Origin of the sequence: Granulicella aggregans, assembly GCF_025685565.1 — a bacterium.
Taxonomy (GTDB): domain Bacteria; phylum Acidobacteriota; class Terriglobia; order Terriglobales; family Acidobacteriaceae; genus Edaphobacter; species Edaphobacter aggregans_B.
Map to the genome: position 1 here is coordinate 999,104 of NZ_JAGSYE010000003.1, position 21,709 is coordinate 1,020,812.

Sequence of the window (21,709 nt, forward strand, 5' to 3'; positions counted from 1 at the left end):
TTAAAAGGGAAACGGCCATCCTTCGAGTGAAGGATGGCCGTTTGCGGTGCTTTCGGAGGGTTTAGGCTCCGGCTGGCTTGGGGTTCTTGGGGTCGTACTTGGCGATCTGAACCTTTTCGGCGAGGCCGAGCTTGCTGAGGACCCAGATGCAGTAGTAGTTCACATCGAACTCGTACCAGGTGAGGCCGTGGCGGGCGCTGACCGGGTGCGCGTGGTGGTTGTTGTGCCAGCCTTCGCCACCAGTGAGGAGAGCGACCCACCAGCTGTTGCGGGAATCGTCCTTGGTCTCGAAGCGGCGCGAACCGAACATGTGGGTCGCAGAGTTGACCAGCCAGGTTGCGTGGAGGCCCATCGTGACGCGAAGGAAGGTTCCCCAGAGGAGCATGGTAAGACCGCCGGAGATGTGGCCCGTCGCCCAGGTGCCGATGCCGCTCTGAAGTAGGCCGGTGAGCGTGAGGGGCAGCCAGTGGTACTTGCTAAGCCAGACGTGGACGGGATCGCGGGTGAGGTCGGGAGCGTAGCGGCCGAGGAGGGCGGTTTCGGAGTGCATGGCGCGACCTGAGAGGATCCAGCCGGCGTGGGCCCACCAGGTGCCTTCGGTGGGGGTGTGCGGATCGCCTTCGTGGTCGGAGTTCTGGTGATGGACGCGGTGAGTGGCGACCCAGAAGATCGGTCCGCCTTCGAGCGCCATGGTGCCACAGGCGGTCACGAAGTACTCAACCCACTTGGGGCAGCGGAAGCCGCGGTGCGTAAGCAGGCGGTGATAGGAGACGCCGATGCCGACGTTGATGGCGAAGAAGTAGGTGATCGCGAAGGCGGCAAGGTTCTTCCAGGAGAAGAAGAAGAGCGCCACGATGGCGAGGACATGGAAGAGGCCCATGACGATGGTGGTGATCCAGTTGATGCGCCCCTGCTGGTGCTCGCGGCCCATGCGGAGGTCCTGCTTCACCTTCTGCGCTACCTTGACGGCGACGGGGAGGTCAGAGACTGCGTTGGGCAGGTCGCCGATCTGAGGCTTGTATGCGGCGGCGGCCGAGAGCTTTTCAGGTGTAATCGTGGCTTGCTTCATAGGTATGTTCGTGTCCCCTTGTTCCAGTTACCAAGCTGCTACAGGGACAACGCTAACAGGATCGCGGAGAGGCGGATGTAAGAGTTTTGTAATGCCAGTTACGGACGAGTTTGATACGTTCGGGGGATGGATATGCGTGGTTTCCGGTGGTACAGCATTGCGGGCCTTTCGGCTGCGGTTTGGGTCTCTTCGTTGACGTTTTCGCTGTCGGCGCAGGACGGCAAGACGATCGATCTGCCTACGAGCAAGCAGTTGACGACTCCGGTACCGGGTGATCCGAAGCGGCTGAATACGCTGCCGATGTCGATTGCGGTGTCGCCGGATAAGCGGTACGTGGTGACGCTGAACGCGGGCTATGGGACGTTCGAGTCGAACTACGACCAGTCGCTGGCGGTGCTGGACACCCAGACCGGAGTCGTCGTTGACTTTCCCGATAGCCAGACGCAGGCGCGGGTGGCGAAGCAGACGATGTACTCGGGGCTGGCGTTCAGCAAGGACGGGAAGCATCTCTACGCGAGCATGGCTTCGACGACCGATCCTCTGGGCCAGAAGGACGGCGATACCGGAAGCGGGGTGGCGGTGTATGGGTTCAGCGACGGGAAGATCACGCGCGAGCGGATGATCAAGATTCCGCTCCAGCAGCTTGCGCCGGGGCATAGGACGAAGATCCTCGGCGGCAAGGGTAAGGCGGGAGATGGGGACAAGGGAGTTCCCTTCCCTGCTGCGATTGCTGTGATTGGTGGCGCTGGCGCGGAGAAGCTGCTGGTGGCGGACAACCTCTCGGACGATGTGTTGCTGCTCGATGCGGCTACGGGCGCGGTGTTGCAGCGCTTCGACCTGGCTGAGACGAACAATGTGCCTTCGGTGTATCCGGTCGCGCTGGCTGTGAGCAAGGATGAGGCGCGGGCCTATGTGGCGCTTTGGAACGCTTCTGAAGTGGTTGAGTTGAATTTGAAGACGAATACCGTGGGGCGGAAGCTGGAGTTGTTGAAGCCAAAGAGCCCGATTGCTCCTGGGACGCATCCCTGCGCGCTCGATATCACGGCAGATGGGAAGACGATGTACGTCGCGCTATCGAACCGGGATGCGGTGGCGGCGATTGATTTGAGTGGCACGGGGTTTCGTGTGAAGGGGTACTTCGATACGCGGCTTCCAGGGCAGACTTACTTCGGAGCGGAGCCCGCGGCGCTGGCGGTTTCGGAGGATGGGCGAAGGCTGTATGTGGCAAACATGGGTTCAGACGCGCTGGCGGTGATCGACACAGCGAAGCTGACGAAGGGCGTGGCTGCGAAGGGGTTTGCGGAGCCGGTGGGGTTTGTGCCGACGGAGTGGATGCCGATGAACGTGGCGTTCACCGGCGGCAAGGTTTATGTAGCGACGGCGAAGGGTAAGGGGACGGGGCCGAACAACTTTCCGCAGCGGCAGACCGACGCGATGGTGAAGATGAAGTCGCCGAAGTATCCGTCGACTTATATCGCGACGCTGCTGTATGGGTCGATTGCGACGCTCAATGCGGGCGGGATCGAGAGCGGGCTGAAGGCAAGCACGGCGCAGGTTCTGGAGTCGAATCGGATGCGGGCGGCGGAGGAGAAGATCAAGTTTGCCGATGGGTCGGACAACCGCATCAAGCATGTGATCTACATCATCAAGGAGAACCGAACATACGACCAGATTCTTGGCGACTTGAGCAAAGACGGCAAGCCGGTGGGCAACGGCGATGCGAGTCTGACGATGTATGGGGAAGACATCACGCCGAACGAGCATGCTCTGGCGCTGCGGTTTGGAGTGCTGGATAACTTCTTCGATTCGGGTGAGGTATCGGGCGACGGGCACGTGTGGTCAAACGCAGCGATTGGCACGGATTATCTCGAGAAGACGTGGGAGCAGGACTATCGCGGCGGCGAGCGCGGGTATGACTTTGAAGGCGTGGTGTCGTCGGGGTATCCCCTGCTGCAGAATATTCCGGATGTGAACGAGCCGGCGAGTGGGTATCTGTGGACGAACCTGGCCAAGCACAACAAGACGCTGTATCACTTTGGCGAGTACATCTCTTCTGTCTTCTGCGATGAGAAGCATACTGCGAATCCGCAGGACGGGCCGATGCTTGAGGGCGAACCGTGCAAGGACCCCGAGATCAAGCCGGGGCAGCCGCTGCCGGCGAACTGGGGCGGAGGGGTGAACCTTTGGCCGTGGGCTATTCCAAAGATGGCGAAGAACCTGGCAACGAAGCCGGAGCTGGTGGGGCACTTCGCTGTCGAGTCGCCGGACTTCAACCTGAAGGTGCCGGACCAGATTCGGGTGCAGATCTTCGAACAGCATCTGAAGCAGTGGGTCGCTGATCGCGAGGCAGGACACGACACGATGCCGAACTTCGTGATGCTAAGGCTGGCGAACGATCATACGGCGGGGACGACTCCGGGAAGCCCGACGCCGAAGGCGTCTGTTGCTGATAATGATCTGGCTGTGGGGCGGGCCGTCGAGATGATCTCGCATACAAAGTTCTGGGAGGATACGGCGTTCTTCATCCTTGAGGACGACGCGCAGAACGGGGCGGACCATGTGGATGCGCACCGCAGCGTGGCTCTGGTGGTGAGTAAGTATTCGCCCAAGATGGCGGATGGCGGGCCTTTTGTGGACAGCCGGTTCTATTCCACGGTGAGCGTGATTCGGACGATGGAGACGCTGTTGGGGATTCCACCGATGAACAACAACGATGCGTTGTGTTCGCTGATCAACACGGAGTTTACGGGTGCGGGCGATGATGCGCCTTATGTGGCGGACTATCGGAACCGGGATAACGGGCTGATCTATACGGCGAACAAGAAGACGGCGGTGGGGGCGAAGGAGTCGATGAAGATGGACTTTCGCCATGCGGACCGGGCGGATGCGCAGAAGTTGAACGTGGTGCTTTGGCAGGATGCGATGCAGGGCAAGGCGGTTCCGCCGATGCTGATGGAGAAGCGGAAGAAGGCTAATAAGGACGATGACGACTAGGCTGCGCGACTCCAGAGATGGCGATCGCGGTAAACTTGGGATATGAGTGAGAGCGCAGTGGTAACGTCATCATCCGCACCTTTTCGTCTAAAGCCTTTCTTCAGCCCGCGGCCGTGGGGCAAGCCAAATCTGAAGCCATGGTATGAGGAGACGGGCACGACGGAGCTCGTCGGCGAGGCGTGGCTGACGGGGCCGCAGTGCGTGGTCGAGACCGGGCCGCTGGCGGGACGGACTCTGGGCGATGTCGCGGAAGAGTATGCCGAGGAACTGCTGACGCCGGGAGCGCTGGCGGAGTTTCCGCTGCTGGTGAAGATGCTGTTTCCGGATGCGAAGCTCTCGGTGCAGGTACACCCGGATGATGCGGAAGCTCAGGCGATTGGGCTGCATCGCGGCAAGACGGAGTGCTGGTATGTACTGGAGGCGGAACCGGGAGCGACCATCGCGCTGGGACTGAAGCCGGGCACGACGCTTGACGGGATTCGGGCGGCAGTGGCGGACGGGAGTATGGAGTCGCTGATGGAGTGGGTGCCGGTGAAGGTCGGCGAGATGATCTTCGTCGATGCTGGGACGGTCCATGCCATTGGGCCCGGCGTGGTGTTGCTGGAGACGCAGCAGACTTGCGATACGACGTACCGGCTGTACGACTACAGAAGACCTCGCGAGCTGCATTTAGAAAAGGGGCTGGCGGTGACGAAGCTGCACACGGCTGCGGGCAAGGTCGCTCCGGTGGAGATGGATGGATTCACTCGGGTGATCACGCAGAAGTACTTTGTCGTGGACCGGTTTGAGGTTGCGGCGGGGGCTACGGTATCACTGGGGGATGTGAGTGGAGTTTCGGAGTGCCTGGTTTGCTTGAAGGGCTCGGGGACGGTGAAGTCGAACGAGGGTAGCGTGGAGCTTGGGGTGGGTGAGGCGGTGGTGGTGCCGGCTACGGCTTACGGGGTTGAGGTTGTGGCGGGGGAGAAGCTGACTTTCTTTCGGTGCTTTGAGCCGAAGGTAGGGTAGGTAGGGCCTTCAGCCCTTTCTGTGTTGATTACTGACAGCCTTGGGCTTTGCCCAAGGCTGGTATGGACGGGGCCTTTGGCCCCATTCGTTTTTTGCGGCAACTGCGCTAGAGATGTTTACACTGTCACCGTTTTAATTTTTTAATTTTCGGGATACCGAAAAAGGCGGTGCTCCATGAGCCAAGTGCGATTGCTGGTGGGGACGAAGAAGGGCGCGTTTGTTCTTACGGCGGATGGGAAGCGGAAGGATTGGAAGGTCTCGGGGCCACACTTTGCCGGGTGGGAGATGTATCACCTGAAGGGGTCGCCGGTGGACCCAAACCGGATCTATGCGTCGCAGAGTTCGGGGTGGTTTGGGCAGGTGATGCAGCGGTCGGATGATGGTGGGACCACTTGGGCCGCAGTCGGCAACAAGTTCGAGTACCACGGTGTTCCTGGGACGCACCAGTGGTACGACGGGACGGCGCATCCGTGGGAGTTCAAACGGGTGTGGCATGTGGAGCCGTCGCTGACGGATGCGGACACGGTGTATGCGGGCGTGGAAGATGCGGCGCTGTTCAAGTCGACCGATGCGGGAGCGACTTGGGCGGAGGTCTCGGGGCTGAGGAAGCATGGGACCGGGCCGGCGTGGCAGCCGGGTGCGGGAGGGATGTGCCTGCACTCGATCATCCTCGATCCGGTCGATCCGTTGCGAATCTACATTGCGATCTCGGCGGCGGGGGCGTTTCGAACGGACGACGGCGGCGCTACGTGGAAGCCGATCAATAAAGGGCTTTATTCGAAGTACATACCTGATCCAACGGCGGAGGTCGGACACTGCGTCCACCACATCGCGATGCACCCGGAGCGGCCGGGGACGTTGTTCATGCAGAAGCATTGGGACGTGATGCGGACGGACGATGCGGGAGATTCGTGGCAGAAGATCAGTGGAGACCTGCCCACGGACTTCGGTTTCGTGATCGACGTCCATGCGCATGAGCCGGAGACGCTGTATGTGGTGCCGATCAAGAGTGACTCCGAGCACTTCCCGCTGGATGGGAAGTTGCAAGTATTTCGCAGCCGCGCGGGCGGCAATGAGTGGGAACCGTTGACGAAGGGGCTGCCGCAGAGTAACTGCTACGTGAACGTGCTGCGGGACGCGATGACGGTCGACCGGATGGACGAGTGCGGGGTGTACTTCGGGACGACGGGCGGGCAGGTGTATTGTTCGCCGGATGGGGGCGATAGCTGGGAGGCGATTGTGCATGATCTGCCGGCGGTGCTGTCGGTGGAAGTGCAGACGATTGCCTAATGGCTACGATTCGGGTGGAGTTGCCGGCTAGTCTTTGCCTGCTGGCGAGCGTGCCGCATGAGATTGCGGTGGAGGTTGCGGGCGCGGTGACGCAACGGTCGGTGCTGGATGCGGTGGAGGCGGCGTGTCCGCAGTTGCTGGGGACGATTCGGGACCAGACGACGAAGGTGCGGCGGCCATTCATACGGTTCTTTGCATGTGAGGAGGACCTGTCGCATGAGTCACCAGATGAGGTGTTGCCGGAGGCAGTGGTGAGTGGGCGAGCGGCGTTTCTGGTCATTGGGGCGATTGCTGGAGGCTAATGCCCGTCCTGACAGCATTTGACCCTTATATCGCTGCATGCTCTAATTGGCGCGCTTGTGTGGCCGTCTCATTCATCAGCACCAATTAGAAAGATAGGAGCTCCTGTCTATGCAGGTGGTACCTCTACTCGCAGTTGCGCTGCAGGGATCGAACAACTTGGCCACACCACAGACCGGCGATGATGGCCGGTTTTCCCTTTGGATCGCGTTGGCGGTCGCGGTGGTGGCGCTGGGGCTGGCGTTTCTCCTGGCACGGGCGGTGATTGCGTCCGATTCAGGGACGGCGGAGATGCAGGCTATCTCGAACGCGATCCGCGAAGGCGCGGAGGCGTTCCTCAAGAGGCAGTACCAGACGATTGGAGCGATTGCGCTGGTGCTGGCAGTGGTGGTGTTTGCGGGGTATCACCTGTCGCCACGGACGGCACCGTATGCGGGCAAGACGGTGGTGAGCTTCCTGGTGGGTGCAGTGTGTTCGGGGCTGGCGGGATTTACGGGGATGTACTGCTCTATCCGGGCGAATATACGGGCGGCTTCGGCGGCGCGGACGAGTCTCGATAGGGCATTGAAGCTGGCTCTGCGGGGCGGGGCGGTGACAGGACTGGTGGTGGTGGCGCTGTCGCTGCTTGGGGTGGCTTCGCTGTTCCTGCTGTTTGGAGGGTTGGATCATCCCGAACAGGTACCGTTTCAGCTTGTTGGGTTTGGGTTCGGAGCTTCACTGGTGGCGCTGTTCGCGCAGCTTGGTGGCGGGATTTATACCAAGGCGGCGGACGTTGGCGCTGACCTTGTGGGGAAGGTCGAAGCTGGAATTCCAGAGGATGATCCGCGCAACCCTGCTGTAATCGCGGACCTAGTGGGCGATAACGTGGGCGACTGCGCGGGGCGCGGCGCGGACATCTTCGAGTCGACGGCAGCGGAAAATGTGGGCGCGATGATCCTGGGCGCGGCTTTGTTTCCTGTGTTCGGGCTGAAGGGCATTTTGTTTCCGCTGATTGTGCTGGCGATCAATCTGATTGCCGGAATTGTCGGCGTGTTTGTCGTCAGCACGAATGAGACGGAAGACCCGATGCGGGCGCTGAACCGCGGGTTCTATGTGACGTCGGCGCTGGCGTTGATTGGGCTTGCGGGGGCGGTCTACTCAATGCTTAACGGGCCGGGGGTGCATCCGGAGTGGCTGCTGGCCTGCGGTGTTGTGGGTCTGGTGACAGCGTTCCTGTTTGTGTGGATCACGCAGTACTACACGGAGGCGCGGTATCGGCCGGTGCTGTCGATTGTGGAGGCTTCGCTGACCGGGCCGGCGACGAACATCATCAGCGGGCTGGCGGTGGGAATGGAGACGCCGGCTATGCCTGTGGTGGTGATCTCGGCGGCGCTGCTGCTGAGCTACTTCTTCGGCGTGAAGGGGCTGGAGGATGTGACCATCGTGAGCAACTACGCCAAGGGGATCTACGGGACGGCGATTGCGACAATGGGGATGCTGAGCTGCGCGGCGTACATCCTGGCGATGGATACGTTTGGACCGATCACGGACAATGCGGGCGGGATTATTGAGATGTCGAACCAGCCGGACTCGGTACGTGATCGAACCGATAAGCTGGACTCGGCGGGCAACACGACCAAAGCGCTGACCAAGGGATATGCGATCGGGTCCGCTTCGCTAGCGGCGTTTCTGTTGTTTTCGGCGTATCTGGAAGAGATCAAGACTCTGGTAGAGCAGAAGCTCGCGGTCGCTCACGCGGCGGGATTCGCCACTTCGATGCCGGCGGGATGGAGCTTTACGAATATCAACCTGGCGCAGATTCCGGTGTTTGTGGGCGCTCTGCTGGGAGCGATGCTGACCTATCTGTTCAGTTCGCTGGCGATCAAAGCAGTCGGAAGAACTGCTCAAATGGTCGTCAAAGACGTGCGCGACCAGTTCCGCGAAAACCCTGGTATTATGGCGGGCATCTCCAAACCCGACTACGCGCGATGCGTGAACATTGTGACCAGCGCGGCGCTGAAGGAGATGGTGATTCCGGGTCTGCTGGCTGTCGGGCTGCCGGTGGTGGTGGGGTTGATCTTCAAGCACTTCAGCTCGACGTACCAGGCGAATGCGGCCTTCGATTCGGCAGGCGTGTCTCTGGTGCCGACGATCTCGGGCATCCCGGTGAATCTGACCGGGGCGGAGTCGGTTGCGGGATTGCTGATGGTAGGGACCATTGCGGGCGTGCTGCTGGCGATGCTGATGAACAACGGCGGCGGCGCATGGGACAACGCCAAGAAGTTCATCGAGACGGGGAAGTATGGGGGAAAGAAGTCCGACGCGCACAAGGCGGCGGTGGTGGGCGATACCGTGGGCGATCCGTTCAAGGACACGGCAGGGCCTAGCCTGCATGTGCTGATCAAGCTGCTGGCTACGATTACGCTGGTGCTGGCTCCGCTGTTTGTTTGAAGGAGGCGCTCTGTCCTGCCGGACGGGCCCGCTACGCGCGGTGCGGTCACTTCGTGACTTGTAATCCGCTTCGCGTCGTGCTCCCGCTGCTCGCCAACCCAGGACATGTGATGAAGATATAAGCTGTAGCCAGATTGCCTGGTATCTCGCAAGGGGGCCAATTTGGTCAGTGGCTGGTCGGGTTCGGTTGGTCGGCGTGGCGGTGCGGGTCTATGAGTCTAGGGCCGAAGTTGCGGCTGCGGGTGCATGGTGTCTCGAACGGTCTGTGGAATGAGGATCTCGCGGCGATTCCGAAGGAAGACCGGACGTGGGGGATCTATAACTACATCTCACTTTGGTTGGCGATGTCGGTGTGTATTCCGACGTACATGCTGGCGAGCGGGCTGATCGCAGTGGGGATGAGTTGGAAGCAGGCGCTGGGGACGATCCTGCTGGGAAATGTGATCGTGCTGGTGCCGATGGTGTTGAACGCGCATGCCGGGGCGAAGTATGGGATTCCCTTCCCCGTTTTTGTAAGGGCGAGTTTTGGCGTGCTCGGCGCGAATATTCCAGCGATGTTGCGGGCGCTGGTAGCCTGCGGATGGTTCGGGATCCAGTGCTGGATCGGTGGAGAGGCGCTGTTCTCGATGTTGAAGGTGGTGGTGCCGTCAGTTGGGGCGGATTGGTTGTGGGCGTGTTTTGCGGCGTTCTGGCTGTTGAATATGGCGGTGGTAGGACGCGGGATTGAGACTGTCAAGCGACTGCGGACGCTCGGCGCGCCACTCACGCTAGTGGTCGGGCTGGCACTGCTGCTCTGGATGGTTGGCCAGGTGGGCGGGCTCGGCGCGGTGTTGATAGATGCCAACGCGTACTGCGCGACGAGCCGCCAAGCCATGCCACCGCACTTCTGGAAGATATTCTTCCCATCGCTCACGGGCATAGTGGGTTTCTGGGCGACCGTAGCTGTAAGTATTCCCGACTTCAGCCGTTACGCTCGATCCCAGAAGGCGCAGATGGTGGGCCAGGCGATCGGGCTGCCGACTGCGATGACGCTGTACTCGTTTATCGGGATCGCAGTGACTTCAGCGACGGTGATCGTAAACCCAAAACATACAGCTATTTGGAATCCGATTGAGTTGATCGCTAGATTCCACCAACCGGTGGTCGCGGTGGCAGGGCTGGTGGCGATTCTGCTCGCAGCGCTGAATACAAACATCGCATCGAATTTGGTAACTCCAGCGAGGATCTTTTCGTCCTTGCGACCGGATATGATCTCTTTTCGGATGGGAGAGCTGATTACGCGCACGTTGGGTTTGGCGTGTATGCCCTGGCGCCTCGTGGCCGATCCCGAGCGCTACATCCAGGGCTGGCTGGTGGGGTATTCGGGTCTGCTGGGGCCCATCGCAGGCATCATGATCGTGGACTACTTCGTCATTCGCGGCCGGTCGCTGAATGTGAATGAGCTTTATGTACGCGGCGGAGCTTATGAGTATGCTGCAGGCTACAACCGGAGGGCACTGGTGGCGCTCGCCAGCGGAGTAGCGGTGGCGTTGGTCGGGCTGTTTGTCCCGAGCCTTCACTGGCTGTACCAGTACGCGTGGTTTGTGGGGTTCGCGGTGGCGGCGCTGGTTTACCTGATCCTGATGAGCGGGCCCGATGTCAGGGCGATGATTCCGCCCAACCCGCTGTTGATTCCGGTAGATGGGCTTAAGGTGGAGCCGCCAATGGCTTAGAGGCAAGTGGCGCAGCTTAGCAGCAGACCCTCCGCGAAAGCCGGATCACGATGAAACTGTGCTCCGATTCCGCGAAGGATGACAAAGTCTTGAGGAGTTAGCGCAGCAGTGCACCTAGCTCGTTGGCGGCGTTGCGGAGGTGGGGGAGGAAGCGTGTTTGCATGTCGTAGACGGGCATGCGGGGGGCGCTGCCGCTGAGGTTGAGCGTAGCGACGAAGCGGCCTGAGGGGGCGAAGACAGGGACGGCGAGCGAACGGAGGCCTACTTCGAGTTCCTGATCCACCAGAGCGTAGCCGTTGCGGCGAACGTTGCGCAGGAGGACCATCAGCTTCTCGGCGGAGGTGACGGTGCGGGTGGTGTGCGGGGTGAGCACAACGCGGGCCAGGTACTGTTCGATCCACTCTGCCGACTGGTGGGCGAGCAGGACGCGGCCCATGCTGGTGCAGTAGGCGGGGAGACGGCTGCCGATGTGGAGGTCGACGGCCATGACGCGGGAGACGGTGGTGCGGGCGATGTAGACGATGTCGTCGCCGTCAAGGGTGGCTACTGAAAAAGACTCGTGGAAGGCGGCGGACATGCGTTCAAGGATGGGCTGGGCGCTGGTGGAGAGCGCATTCGAAGCGGTGTAGGTGTTCGAGAGCGAGAGCAGCTTGGGGCGCAGAGCGTAGCGAGTGCCGTCTTCCGCGCCGGCAAAGCCGAGCTTGGTCAACGTATAGAGGCAGCGGCGAACGGCGGCTCGGGAGAGGCCGGTCTTGAGCGAGAGCTGCGAGATGGTCATCTGCGGTGCCTGCTGGGTGAAGGCCTGGATGACGATGAGGCCGCGGGCGAGCGAGGTCATAAAGTTGGGGTCGCCGGAGTAGACGTCGAGGGCAGAGGCGGGGGTTTGGCGTATGGGCGCGGGCTGTTCTTTGTCGGATGGCTGAGCGACGGGATGCTGCGGAGCGGAGGAGCTTTCGGCTGCGGAATCCGCAGGGTAGGAGCGGCGTAAAGGGAGACTCATCTGGGTCCTTGGCCCGGCGCGGACGCTGGAGGCGGGATGGCCTGGGTGCGATAGCCGGACTGGTATCACGATAAACGCACAGGTATTGGGAAGGCAAGGGTTTGATGGTTCGATTTGATTCGTTGGATGAAAGAGTGGAGGGGGTTGTGGCAAAGGCAGGGTGCAACAGGTCCTCGGCCTCGTCCGGCTACAAGACTGCCTGACTAGGGTCAGGATGACGACGTGCTCTTAGGTGATTGGGCTAGGTGCGGGCGAGGAGTTCGGTGGTGCGGCGCTGGCGGTAGACGAAGATCTCGTAGATCTGGCGACCGACGAAGAGCTTGTTTGCGAGTTCGCCAAGAGCGCCGAGGCGAAGCTCGTACTCCACCTGATCGCGAACCAGGGTCCCCGGGATGCCGGAGCGGTTGAGGACTTCGAGGCGATGGCAGTGACGCCAGTAGGCGAAGGGTCCTCGGGCTAATTGGATGTCGCAGAAGTGCTCGTTCCAGACGAACTCGGTGATCTCGGCGTCCCAAGGGAGACGGATCGGGAGGAATGGTATGGCCTGGAAGGTGATGGTGAGGCGAGTTCCCTTGCCTGCGGCTACAGTCGCGAGAGGGGCGGAACCGTCGGGCCTGGGCGGAGCTGGAGCGAGGTTGGAGCTGGTGATTCGGGCACGCTGCCACTCCGGCATCAGGCGCGGCAGGTTTTCAGGGTTCGAGAAGAAGTCGAAGACGCTCTCGATGGGATACGGCAGCCACTGCTCGGCGTGATGTTTGTGTCGCATACGGAACCCATGCTCAGGGTACATCCCGGCATGCCGGGGTGGTTGTCCCAAATGAATCCATTTGGACGGGTTTGGCCAAAATGAAAAAGAGGCACCCAGGGAGGATGCCTCTTTGGTCAGGTGAACTCCTTAGTTGGGCATCAGGACAGTGTCGATTACGTGAATCACGCCGTTCGACTGCATGACATCGGCGGTGGTGATGGTGGACGTGCCGCCCTTGGCGTCGGTGAGGATGATGTTCGATCCGGACATGCTGGCGGTGAGATCTTCACCCTGGACAGTCTTGAGGGTGGCCTTGCCGCCGCCCTTCTTGATCATCTTCTCAAGCTGCTTGGAGGTGATCTTACCGGCGACGACGTGGTAGGTAAGGATCTTTACCAGCGTGTCCTTATTCTCCGGCTTGACGAGGGTCTCGACGGTGCCTGCAGGCAGCTTAGCGAAGGCGTCATCAGTAGGCGCAAAGACCGTGAAGGGGCCGGGGCCGCTCAGGGTGTCGACGAGACCTGCGGCCTTGACGGCAGCGACGAGGGTCTTGTGGATCGGCGAGTTGACTGCATTCTGGATGATGTTCTTGTTGGCGTACATGGCTGCGCCACCGACGGTGGGGTTCTCAGCCTTGGCGGTGAATGACGTGACAGCAAGAACTGCGGCTGCCAATGCTACGAGGAATGTCTTCTTCATCTGAGTCGTCCCTTTCAAAGGAGGTGTTTCGTTTATGAACCGTGCCCTTGTGGCACACATAGCATCTACGTCGAGCCTGCTGGAGTGGATTGGATTTCCCTTCGTTGGATGTGAGGAAAGGTTGATCTCGCCTAGGCAATTTCAACGGTTGTGTTCTTGTAACGATCTCGACCGAGTTTGTTGATGCCGCGAAGCGGCCTCGAATGGAACCAACGTCCGCCCTGTACCACCGGCGTGCGTTGACAATTGGAACGTATCCCCGTCAACTAGAAGGAAGTTGATGGAAGCCACGCCTCACACATCGCCGGTAGCAACTCACGAAGAAACGGCCACCGCGCATAGCAGCGGAGTCCACGATCGAGGATTGCTGGCCATCGCGATATTCAAGATGGCGAAGTCCGCGTTCTTCTTCTGCGTGGGCATGGGTGCCATCCACCTTCTGCACAAAGATCTTGGCGACGAGGTTCTGAAGCTCGCGAAGATACTGCATCGTGACCCCGAGAGCCGGATCGTTACCTTGGTGCTGGAGAAAGTCGACCTGGTGGACGCGCACCGGCTGCGGCAGTTGGGGATTGGGACGTTCGCGTACTCGGCGCTGGCTCTGACCGAGGGGATTGGGCTTCTGCTGGAGCGGACGTGGGCGGAGTTTCTGACGCTGGCTCTGACACTATCGTTTGTGCCGTGGGAGATCTATGAACTGATCCGGCACGCGACTTGGATTAAGGCCGGCCTTTTCGCGATCAATCTGGCAGTATTGGGATATTTGGTGTGGCTGCTGGAACGGAAGGGTACGTTCGACAAGGTGAGGCAGAAGGGGTTCTCTGCGGGATAGCGAAGCGTTTTCGCCTTTATTTCGCCTACCAGAGTTGCAGGGCGTCCCGCAAGAGGCAACTAACACCAAAGTGGGCCAGAATCACAGCCATTAACACTACTGGCTGTAGGTTATAAGTCCGACAACCCCATCCCTTGATTTTCCACAGAGGATGCGGGAATTTTTCCTCACGCTTTCCAAATTTAGTTCTTTACATCATGCAGCCGGTCGGTCACGATGTGGGTGGATGTGGGAGAAAGTGGTAAGAAAATAAGCTCTGCGAACGAAATTGAGCCCAACTTCAACCCTGAAACCGCCTCCAGGTAGAGGCTCTCATGTTTCGCGGAAGTTACGTCACCCAAATCGATGAGAAGTTCCGGCTGAAGGTGCCGGCGGACTTCAAGCGCCTCATCGACGAAGAGTACGGAACGCAGTTTTTTATAACGAGCAAGGACGGCAAGCGGGCAGAGATCTTCCCGATGAAGGCGTGGCTGGAGAAGGAAGAGAAGATGAAGGCCGTCTCCGACCTGAACCCCGCGAAGAAGCGATACATGGAGATGACCAGCTACTACGGCCAGGTCGTAGAGATGGACGCGGCGGGACGGTTGCTGATGCCGCAGAAGCTTCGTGAGGCTGCCTCGCTGACCGAAGAGGTGGTGGTGATCGGGATGCAGACGACGCTGGCAGTCGAGAACCACGAGAAGCTGAAGCCGACGATCGTACCGATGACGGCGGAAGAGTTGAAGGCGTTGGAAGAGTTGGGACTGTAAGTGCAGGACGAGGCCCCCAGGGGCAGCACAGAAGGCGGGAGAACGATGAATAAACCGCAGCATGTGCCGGTTCTTTTGGAAGCGAGTTTGGAGTACCTCAATGTGCGGCCGGGCGGCGTAGTTGTCGATGCGACGCTGGGGCTTGGTGGTCACTCTTCTGAGATTGCGAAGAGGCTGGGACCGACGGGGAAGCTGATCTGTTTCGATCGCGACCCGGAGGCGATGGCCAAGGCGAAGGTAAGGCTCGAAGAAGTGGCTGCGGAGTTGGGCAGCGAGATGCCGGAGGTGGTGTTTGAGCCTCGAGCGTTCTCGGAAGCAGCCGATGCGATCAAGCCGGGAAGTATCGACGGCCTGCTCGCGGACTTTGGAGTAAGCAGCCTGCAGCTGGACGAGGCGCACAGAGGATTCAGTTTCCGGTCAGATGGGCCTTTGGACATGCGGATGGATACGCGGTCCGGGGAGACGGCCGAACAAGTGGTAAATCAGGAGGACGAAAACGAGCTCGCCGACCTGATTTACGAATTCGGAGAGGAAAGGAGATCGCGGAGAATCGCCAGAGCCATTGTGCGGGCACGGCCGATATCGACGACAGCAGAACTTGCTCAAGTGATATCGGTCGCTGCCCCATCAATGAAAGGGGACAAGATTCATCCGGCGACGCGGACTTTCCAGGCACTTCGAATTCGAGTGAATAACGAGTTGGGAGAGATTGAGACGCTGCTCCAAAGCGCGCCTTCTCTGTTGAAGCCGGGCGGAAGGCTGGTGTTGATCAGCTTCCACTCTTTGGAGGACCGGCGAGTGAAGGATTCGTTCCGTGAGTTACACCGGGACAAGACGTTTGAAGTGCTCACGAAGAAGCCGGTTGTGGCTGAAGAGCAGGAGCAGTTGAGGAACCCGCGGAGTCGGAGTGCGAAGTTGAGGGCTGCGGAGAAAGTTTAGTTCCAGGCTCTCGGAGTGGACGGTTTCATGTCCACGCAGAGAGAGAAACCAGATCGGGCCGGGGTTGTCCTGCCGTGCTTTCAGGCGAAAGACACCCAACGTACGAAAAAGTCCCCTCCTCCATACAGCGATCCCGGCCCGGATCGTATTTGGGGAGGCGGCAGGGTTTAGAAGTTCAGGTTTTGGCAGAACAGGAGACGACGATGGCGACGATGACAACAGTAGCGGGGATGGACGTGATGGGCACGAGGTCACGAAGCCGTGTCGCGTCGGTATCGGAGCGTAACAGCTCCCTGTTCGAGGCGCAGCGTCGCAACCGCCGCGGGCCGACGCCCGAGGTCTTCTTCACCAAGCACATCGACAACAGCCGCATTGTGAAGGCGGATGATCCCGAGCGCCGGCGCGAGATGCGGACGTTCGCGATGGTGATGGGCGTTCTGTTTATGCTGGTGATGGTGTACGTGTGGCAGCATTTCGCGGCGATCGAGGTGGGGTATCACGTTGAGGCGCAGAAGTCGCAGGTGGAGCAGCTTCGGGAGGAGAACCGGCAGCTTCGGCTGACGGAGGCTCAGCTCTCCGATCCGGGCCGGATCGACAAGATCGCGAAGCAGCTTGGGCTGGACTCGCCTCAGCCGGGACAGGTTGTGCGGCCGGATGGTGGCGATGTGAATGCCCCGGTGTTAGCGCAGGCGGGCACGACTTCCCTGCCGGCTTACTGAGCGTTTTACGTTCCCACCCATCGCGTGGAAGCAAGAGCGCGATGGATGGGGCACCCGGGCATTTATGTTGCTTCAGGATTAGGACTTAATTCAAAGAAGTTGGTGTACCGATGAGACAGATGCCCCGGCAGATGCCACGCCAGAGCCTGACCGCTCCTATACGGAGGGTCAGGTTCACTTACGTTGCGCTGTTTTTTATTGTGTGGACGGCGGCGATAGGGCTGCGGCTTTTCTGGCTGCAGGTTGTACGGCATGAAGACTTTGTGAAGCGCGCTGCTTTGCAACAGCAGCGGACCTTTGAGGTCGCGCCGAGGCGTGGGGTGTTGTACGACCGCAATCTGCGGGAGCTCGCGATGACGGTGCTCGTGGACTCGGTATATGCGGTGCCCTCGGAACTGGGCGAGAATCGCGAGAATGCGGCGCAGATCCTGGCGAAGATTGTTCATGCCGATCCGCAGGACAACTTCACCTCGGAGCAGCAGATCCTGGCGCGGTTTACGGCTTCGAAGAACTTTGCCTGGGTAGCGCGGCGGCTTGATCCGGAGACGGCGAATCGGGTGCGCGAATTGAATCTGCATGGCATCTATCTGCAGAAGGAGTTCAAGCGGTTCTATCCCAACAACGATCTGGCGGCGCAGGTGCTGGGATATGTCGGCACGGACGATACGGGTCTGGGCGGGCTGGAGCGGCAGTTCGATCAGGACATGCACGGTGAGCCGGGACATATGCTTACGGCGCTGGATGCGAAGCGGCACGTGCTGGGAAGTGAAGAGAGCCAACCGCAGCCAGGAGAGAATCTCGTCCTGACGATCGACTCCAACATTCAGCATATGGCCGAGGCCGCGCTGGACGCGCAGATGGACAAGGTGAAGGCGCTGCACGGAACCGTGGTGGTGCAGGACCCGCACACGGGGCAGATCCTTGCGCTGGCGATCTCACCGCGGTTCGACCCGAACGACTCGCGGCATATGCAGCCGGGATCGTTGACGAACCTTGCGGTAAGTGACGTGTATGAGCCGGGGTCGACGTTCAAGCTGGTCGCGTACTCTGCCGCTATCGACGCGGCGGGCGTGGAGCCTACCGACATGGTGGACTGCCAGGGCGGAGCGATGACCATGTATGGCCGCACGCTGCATGACGACAAGACGGACCACTTTGGCGTGGTGACGGTGCAGTATGCGCTGGAGCACTCGAGCGACGTGGGCGCGGCGAAGATGGCGTTGAAGCTGGGCAACCAGAAGTTCTACGACTACATGCACAGCTATGGTTTTGGCGATCGCAGCGGCATCGAGCTGCCGAGCGAGACGCGTGGACTGCTGCGGACGCCGAAGCGGTGGGGCGCGACGAGCATTTTGTCGATGGCGATTGGGCAGGAAGTCGGCGTGACGCCGGTCCAACTTGTCACCATGGTGAGCACCATTGCGAACGGCGGAGTGTACATGCCGCCGCACGTTCTGCTGCAATCGACCGACGAGATGAAGGGTGATCCGAGGCTGCAACCGGCGGCGTTTCGTCCCTCGAACCAGTTGCCGGACAAACTGCCGGATGGAGCGCATCGCGTGATCAAGGAGCTGACCTCGGCGAAGATGCGGATGATGATGGAAGGCATTGTCACGGAGGGCACGGGCAAAGAGGCCAAGCTGAACGGCTACAGCTCGGCGGGCAAGACGGGGACGGCGCAGAAGATCGATGTGGCGACGCATACGTACTCGCACACGAAGCTGGTGGCCAGCTTCGCGGGGTTTGCACCGGTGAGCAATCCGGCAATTGCGGTGACAGTGGTGATCGATAACCCGACCGTGGGTGCGAGCAAGTATGGTGGTGCGGTGAGCGCTCCGGTGTTTGCGCAGGTGGCGCAGCAGGTGTTGGAGTACCTTGGAGTGCCGCATGACCGGCCGTTGACTCCGCAAAAGCGGACGAATATTGCGAGTGACAAAGAAGTTCATGATGACTCACCGAATGAGAACACGGGTGACCTGGAGGCGATGTTCGCGGATGTGAACAATTTGCCGGCGGATGACCCGCTGCGGGCTTCAGTGGCGCAGGATGCGGCGCAGTTCCCTGCCCCCGCTGCTTCGAACATTGCGGCGAATTCGAGCGTCAAGAGCAGCGTTATGCAGTTGCTGCCAAAGAAGGTGGCGGATGCGTTCCGGGCGAATGGCGGGTCGGATGCTCCTCCGCCTGACGCTGTAAATGCAGCTTTGATTGCGCCGAAGGTTGTGCCAGAGGCGCAGGCTCGAGGCAATGGATCGGTGGTGGTCGATTCGGTGAAGCGGGTGGCGGTGCCTTCGTTTGAGGGCGCGGCGTTGCGCACCGTCGTCGAAGAAGCTGGGCGTGCGGGATTGCGCGTGCAGCCGCTGGGAAGTGGGTTGGCTCGGCAGCAGGTACCGGTAGCGGGGACGATGGTGCCTGAGGGAACGCAGGTGGCGGTGCGGTTTAGCCGGTAGCCCTTCGGCAGATCCGCGCCGACTTAGAATTTGCCCAACCTGCGATTCAATCCAACGAAGAAAGCCATTCAGGCCTGCTCATGAGCTACGAAGACAAGATCGCTGAAGCGATCTCAGTATTGGAAAGCATCGACCTGGCGCCGCAATCTCCGGCAATGGTGGTCATGCCGCCTGACACGGGGGAGTTCATCCTCGGGAACGAGGGCGGCTTCGTTCACTTGGCCATCGCCTCATTGAAGGCCGCTCAAGGGGAACAGCAGAACTTCCGCAATGAGAGCTGGGTGACCGTCGAAGAGTTAGACTGGGGAATTGCCGGCCTCAAACTCTACCCTACCTCGCATATCTACTTGCCTAAGAAACGCACGAAATCGCAAAGGCACTTGGGTTCGATCGTGCAGTTTCTGGCGCTCCTTGCTATCGTGATTTGCCTTGGAGTAGGAGCAGTAACCATCTTCCGTTTCATCGTCCACTAACACCTTCGAAACGTCTCGCGACGCCAGTTCCTTTAGCATGGCACCTATGGATGTGAATCAGTTGTTGGCTGGTTTGACGACTGTTGCGCGGCGCGATGGTATAGCCGATGTGACGGGCGTGGAGTACGACTCGCGGCGGATAAAGGTTCGCGATGCTTTTGTTGCGATGCGCGGTGAGACGACCGATGGTAATCGGTATATCGAAGCCGCGTTGACCAAGGGCGCGGCGGCGGTTGTTACTGATTCGCGTGAGGCTTACGAAGAGTTGGCGCTGAAGCATCCGACGTTGCCGGTAGCGCTTGTGGAGCGTGGGCGGCGGGCGCTGGCTGAGGTGAGCGCGGCGGTCTTCGGGGATCCGGAGAAGAGACTGGCGTTGACCGGCGTGACCGGGACGAATGGGAAGACGACGACCGCGTTTCTGGTTGAGTCGCTGCTGAAGTCCGTGGGCCGGACCTGCGTGCTGATCGGGACGATTGAGTACCACGTCGGCGATGCGGTGCGGGCGTCGGAGCACACGACGCCGGAGTCGCGGGACGTGCTGCAGGTGTTTGCGGACGGCGTGGCGGTGGGCGCAAGCGAGGCAGTGATGGAGATGTCGTCTCATGCGCTGGAGCAGGAGCGGGTATGGGGGCTACCGGTGGAGGTGGCGATCTTCACCAATCTTACCCAGGACCATCTTGACTATCACGGCACGATGGAGCGGTACTTCGAGGCGAAGCTACGGCTGTTCGAGGGTGTGGGGACCGTGCCGCCTCGGGTGGCCGTGGTGAATGTCGACGATGCGTATGGGCGGCGGATCGTGGAGGCGGCGCGACACTCGCAGGTGCTGACGTATGGATTCGATGAGGGCGCTGAGTTCAGGGCAATCGATGTGCGGATGAAGGCGGGCGAGACGCGGTTTACGATGATGACGCCGAAGGGCATGGTGGAGATGCTATCGCCGCTGACGGGGAGGGTGAATGTCTACAACCTGCTGGCTGCGAGTGCGGCGGCATATGCTCGTGGGCTGACGGTGGAGGAGATTGTGGCTGGAGCGGCTCGGGTGGGGCAGGTGCCGGGACGGTTTCAGGTGGTGCCTTCTGGGAGCGGGGTGACGGTAGTGGTTGACTATGCACATACGGATGATGCTCTGCGGAATTTGATCGCGCTGGCTCGCGAGTTGGTAGCTCCGCAGAATGGACGAGTGATTACGCTGTTTGGGTGTGGTGGAGACCGCGATAAGACGAAGAGGCCGAAGATGGGACGGGCTGCGGGTGAAGGCAGCGATCTGGTGGTGCTGACCAGCGACAATCCTCGGACTGAGAATCCTTCGGTTATCCTCGCGGAGGCGCTGGCGGGGGTGAAGACTACGACGGGGACGACTTGCATCGTTGAGGAAGACCGGCGTGGGGCGATTGAGATTGCGATTCGGGCGGCGAAGGCCGGGGATATCGTGCTGATTGCTGGTAAGGGGCACGAGAAGATGCAGATACTGGCGGGAGGGACAGTCCCGTTTGATGATGCTGCGGTGGCGGCGGAAGTTTTGGAGGAGTTGTGAGTTCAAGGATAGATCAGGTGGGGTGAGGGTTTACGTCCCACCCATCGCGTAAAGCGGCGATGGATGGGGCACCCCGGGCTTTATGGTTTGTAAAACGAGAGCGTACCTCAGCGGCTAGCCGCGGACCTCAATTTCGCGTTGCGGCACGGCTGAAGCCGTGCCCTTCAATAAGTAAATAAGACAGAACGCACAAATGCTTCGGTACACCGAAATGAATCTCCCGAATCTGGGGCTATTCGCGCCCGCCGAAGAAGGGAGACTCGTTGGATTCGTCGAAGGGGCCGGTGGCGTCTGAGCCCATGCGAAGGCGGTTGCCGTCGGGGTCTTCGATGTTCATCTCCCGGGTGCCCCAGGGCATGTTGCGCGGTGGCTCGCGGATAATGGCTCCGGATTGCTGGTACTCAGCGTAGAGGGCGTCTACGTCATCGAGGAAGAGAGACATCCAGTTACCACGTTGGCCCTGGCCGCCTTGGCAGAAGAAGAGGGCGACCTTTCCGCGCTCGACGCAGCCGAAGGTGGGTGGAGTGCCCCAGTCCCACTTTTTGGTGAAGCCGAGCTTGGTTGTGTAGTAGTCCATGGAGCCGGCGAAGTCTCGGACGTTGAGGATGGGGATGACGCATTCGAAGTGGTTCATGGGTGGGCTCCCAACGGTGGAGGTGCGATGGGAGGATTATCGCTGAAACTACAACGACAAATGCGGGGATCTCTCCACTGCGCTTCGCTACGGTCGAGATGACGGATCCTTACATGGTTGACGGATGTCTTT

At 60.3% G+C, this 21,709-nt stretch carries 18 protein-coding genes; 13 read left to right on the forward strand and 5 right to left on the reverse strand.

The window, feature by feature from the left end; genetic code table 11:
* Positions 1–61: 61 nt before the first annotated feature.
* Positions 62–931, reverse strand: a complete 870-nt coding sequence (locus OHL18_RS19445; RefSeq protein WP_263376585.1) for an acyl-CoA desaturase — start codon at positions 929–931, stop codon at positions 62–64.
* Between the two features lie 270 nt (positions 932–1,201).
* Here OHL18_RS19445 and OHL18_RS19450 point away from each other — a divergent pair, with 270 nt between their 5' ends.
* From OHL18_RS19450 to OHL18_RS19475, 6 genes are all read left to right on the forward strand, one after another.
* Positions 1,202–4,063: a bifunctional YncE family protein/alkaline phosphatase family protein gene (locus tag OHL18_RS19450; RefSeq protein WP_263376531.1), complete on the forward strand. Its 2,862-nt coding sequence runs from the start codon at positions 1,202–1,204 to the stop codon at positions 4,061–4,063.
* Between the two features lie 42 nt (positions 4,064–4,105).
* The gene (locus OHL18_RS19455) at positions 4,106–5,068 is read left to right on the forward strand and encodes a type I phosphomannose isomerase catalytic subunit (RefSeq protein WP_263376532.1); all 963 of its coding nucleotides are present in this window, start codon (positions 4,106–4,108) and stop codon (positions 5,066–5,068) included.
* Positions 5,069–5,242: 174 nt separating this feature from the next.
* A complete protein-coding gene (locus tag OHL18_RS19460) occupies positions 5,243–6,358 on the forward strand; it encodes a WD40/YVTN/BNR-like repeat-containing protein (protein WP_263376533.1) in 1,116 nt (371 codons plus the stop codon).
* Positions 6,358–6,660: a MoaD/ThiS family protein gene (locus tag OHL18_RS19465; RefSeq protein ID WP_263376534.1), complete on the forward strand. Its 303-nt coding sequence runs from the start codon at positions 6,358–6,360 to the stop codon at positions 6,658–6,660. The genes OHL18_RS19460 and OHL18_RS19465 overlap by 1 nt, the downstream gene beginning before the upstream one ends.
* Before the next feature lie 109 nt (positions 6,661–6,769).
* Positions 6,770–9,088: a sodium-translocating pyrophosphatase gene (locus tag OHL18_RS19470; RefSeq protein ID WP_263376535.1), complete on the forward strand. Its 2,319-nt coding sequence runs from the start codon at positions 6,770–6,772 to the stop codon at positions 9,086–9,088.
* Positions 9,089–9,300: 212 nt separating this feature from the next.
* Positions 9,301–10,800 carry an NCS1 family nucleobase:cation symporter-1 gene (locus OHL18_RS19475; RefSeq protein ID WP_263376536.1) on the forward strand — a complete coding sequence of 500 codons (1,500 nt, stop codon included), beginning with the start codon at positions 9,301–9,303 and terminating at the stop codon, positions 10,798–10,800.
* A gap of 97 nt (positions 10,801–10,897) precedes the next feature.
* On the opposite strand, the gene OHL18_RS19480 is transcribed toward OHL18_RS19475, so the two are convergent.
* The 3 genes from OHL18_RS19480 to OHL18_RS19490 form a co-directional block, all read right to left on the reverse strand.
* On the reverse strand, positions 10,898–11,800 hold the full coding sequence (locus tag OHL18_RS19480; protein WP_263376537.1) for an IclR family transcriptional regulator domain-containing protein: 903 nt from the start codon (positions 11,798–11,800) through the stop codon (positions 10,898–10,900).
* A gap of 241 nt (positions 11,801–12,041) precedes the next feature.
* Positions 12,042–12,566 (reverse strand): SRPBCC family protein, encoded by a 525-nt coding sequence (locus tag OHL18_RS19485; RefSeq protein WP_263376538.1) that lies wholly within the window; start codon positions 12,564–12,566, stop codon positions 12,042–12,044.
* A 129-nt stretch (positions 12,567–12,695) separates the two neighbouring features.
* Positions 12,696–13,247 (reverse strand): fasciclin domain-containing protein, encoded by a 552-nt coding sequence (locus tag OHL18_RS19490; protein ID WP_263376539.1) that lies wholly within the window; start codon positions 13,245–13,247, stop codon positions 12,696–12,698.
* Positions 13,248–13,527: 280 nt separating this feature from the next.
* Here OHL18_RS19490 and OHL18_RS19495 point away from each other — a divergent pair, with 280 nt between their 5' ends.
* From OHL18_RS19495 to OHL18_RS19525, 7 genes are all read left to right on the forward strand, one after another.
* Entirely contained in the window at positions 13,528–14,079 is a 552-nt protein-coding gene (locus OHL18_RS19495; RefSeq protein WP_263376540.1) for a DUF2127 domain-containing protein, read from the forward strand.
* Positions 14,080–14,393: 314 nt separating this feature from the next.
* Positions 14,394–14,828 carry a division/cell wall cluster transcriptional repressor MraZ gene (locus OHL18_RS19500; protein WP_263376541.1) on the forward strand — a complete coding sequence of 145 codons (435 nt, stop codon included), beginning with the start codon at positions 14,394–14,396 and terminating at the stop codon, positions 14,826–14,828.
* 45 nt (positions 14,829–14,873) lie between these two features.
* On the forward strand, positions 14,874–15,767 hold the full coding sequence (gene rsmH / locus OHL18_RS19505; protein WP_263376542.1) for a 16S rRNA (cytosine(1402)-N(4))-methyltransferase RsmH: 894 nt from the start codon (positions 14,874–14,876) through the stop codon (positions 15,765–15,767).
* Between the two features lie 203 nt (positions 15,768–15,970).
* Positions 15,971–16,486, forward strand: coding sequence for a cell division protein FtsL (ftsL, locus tag OHL18_RS19510; protein ID WP_263376543.1), 516 nt, complete (start codon positions 15,971–15,973; stop codon positions 16,484–16,486).
* A 110-nt stretch (positions 16,487–16,596) separates the two neighbouring features.
* The gene (locus tag OHL18_RS19515) at positions 16,597–18,933 is read left to right on the forward strand and encodes a penicillin-binding transpeptidase domain-containing protein (protein ID WP_449727820.1); all 2,337 of its coding nucleotides are present in this window, start codon (positions 16,597–16,599) and stop codon (positions 18,931–18,933) included.
* Positions 18,934–19,013: 80 nt separating this feature from the next.
* Entirely contained in the window at positions 19,014–19,406 is a 393-nt protein-coding gene (locus OHL18_RS19520; RefSeq protein ID WP_263376544.1) for a hypothetical protein, read from the forward strand.
* A gap of 46 nt (positions 19,407–19,452) precedes the next feature.
* On the forward strand, positions 19,453–20,943 hold the full coding sequence (locus tag OHL18_RS19525; protein ID WP_263376545.1) for a UDP-N-acetylmuramoyl-L-alanyl-D-glutamate--2,6-diaminopimelate ligase: 1,491 nt from the start codon (positions 19,453–19,455) through the stop codon (positions 20,941–20,943).
* 232 nt (positions 20,944–21,175) lie between these two features.
* Here OHL18_RS19525 and OHL18_RS19530 read toward each other — a convergent pair whose 3' ends face one another.
* A complete protein-coding gene (locus tag OHL18_RS19530; RefSeq protein ID WP_263376546.1) occupies positions 21,176–21,577 on the reverse strand; it encodes a bleomycin resistance family protein in 402 nt (133 codons plus the stop codon).
* Positions 21,578–21,709: the final 132 nt, after the last annotated feature.